Annotated in this window: 1 protein-coding gene; it reads left to right on the top strand. The window is 68.4% G+C overall.

Annotated features, from left to right (window positions below; all coding sequences use genetic code 11):
- Window positions 1-1,908: acetate--CoA ligase (acs, locus tag B0G57_RS30695; RefSeq protein WP_104489628.1), on the top strand; the 1,908-nt coding region annotated here is incomplete at its 5' end.
- Window positions 1,909-1,911: the final 3 nt, after the last annotated feature.

Below are 1,911 nucleotides of genomic sequence, written 5' to 3' on the forward strand. Positions count from 1 at the left end.
ATTCCTGGCATGGACGCCTACCGCGCGCTCGTCGCGCAAGCGGAGCGCGATTACGAGGGATTCTGGGCGAAGCTCGCGCGCGAGACGCTGACGTGGAAAAAGCCGTTCACGAAGGTGCTCGACGAGTCGAACGCGCCGTTTTACAGCTGGTTCGAAGACGGCGAGCTCAACGCGTCGTACAACTGCCTGGACCGCCATGTGGAGGCGGGCCGCGGCGCCCACACGGCGATCATCTTCGAAGCCGACGACGGCGCGGTCACGCGCGTGACTTACGCCGAGCTGCTCGCGCGCGTGTGCCGCCTGGCCAACGCGCTGAAGGCGCGCGGCATCGGCAAGGGCGATCGGGTGGTGATCTACATGCCGATGTCGATCGAGGGCGTGGTGGCGATGCAGGCGTGCGCGCGCATCGGCGCGCCGCATTCGGTGGTGTTCGGCGGGTTCTCGTCGAAGTCGCTCAACGAGCGGCTCGTGGACGTCGGGGCGGTGGCACTGATCACGGCCGACGAGCAGATGCGCGGGGGCAAGGCGCTGCCGCTGAAGGCGATCGCGGATGAAGCGCTGGCGATGGGCGGCTGCGAGGCGGTCAAGAGCGTGATCGTGTACCGGCGCACGGGCGGCGCGGTGCAGTGGAACGGCGAGCGGGACCTGTGGTTGCACGAGCTCGTGGCCGGCGAGGCCGACACCTGCGAGCCGGAGTGGGTGGGCGCCGAGCAGCCGCTTTTCGTGCTCTATACATCGGGCTCGACGGGCAAGCCCAAGGGGGTGCAGCACAGCACCGGCGGCTTTTTGCTGTGGGCGGCGCAGACGATCAAGTGGGCGTTCGACTGGAAGCCCGAGGACGTGTTCTGGTGCACGGCCGACATCGGCTGGATCACGGGGCACACCTACATCGTGTACGGGCCGCTGGCGCTGGGCGCGACGCAGGTGATGTTCGAGGGCGTGCCGACCTATCCGCACGGCGGGCGCTTCTGGCAGATGATCGAGCGGCACAAGGTGAGCCTTTTTTACACGGCGCCCACCGCGATCCGCTCGCTGATCAAGCTGGCCGAAGCCGATGCGAAGGCGCATCCGAAAAGCTACGATCTGACGAGCCTGCGTGTGATCGGCACGGTGGGCGAGCCGATCAACCCGGAGGCGTGGGTCTGGTACTACGAGAACGTGGGCGGCGCGCGCTGCCCCGTGGTGGACACGTGGTGGCAGACCGAGACGGGCGGGCACATGATCACGCCGCTGCCGGGGGCGACGCCGCTGGTGCCGGGCTCGTGCACGCTGCCGCTGCCGGGGATCATGGCGGCGGTGGTGGACGAGACGGGGCACGAGGTGCCGAACGGGCAGGGCGGGATTCTGGTGATCAAGCGGCCGTGGCCGTCGATGATCCGCACGATCTGGGGCGACCCTGAGCGGTTCAAGAAGAGCTACTACCCGGCGGAGCTGGGGGGCGACTTGTACCTGGCGGGCGACGGGTCGGTGCGCGACAAGGCGACGGGCTACTTCACGATCATGGGGCGCATCGACGACGTGCTGAACGTGTCGGGGCACCGGCTGGGGACGATGGAGATCGAGTCGGCGCTGGTGGCCAATCCGCTGGTGGCGGAGGCGGCGGTGGTGGGGCGGCCGGACGAGACGACGGGCGAGGCGGTGGTGGCGTTCGTGGTGCTCAAGCGTGCGCGCCCGCAAGGCGAGGAGGCGGTGAAGCTCGCGAATGAGCTGCGCGCGTGGGTGGCCAAGGAGATCGGGCCGATCGCGAAGCCGAAGGACGTCCGCTTTGGCGAAAACCTGCCGAAAACGCGCTCAGGCAAGATCATGCGGCGCTTGCTGCGCTCGCTGGCCAAGGGCGAGGCGATCACGCAGGATGTGTCGACGCTCGAAAATCCCGCCATTCTCGAGCAGTTGGCCGAGGTGCGGTGAGGG

This window comes from Trinickia symbiotica, assembly GCF_002934455.1.
Taxonomy (GTDB): Bacteria; Pseudomonadota; Gammaproteobacteria; order Burkholderiales; family Burkholderiaceae; genus Trinickia; species Trinickia symbiotica.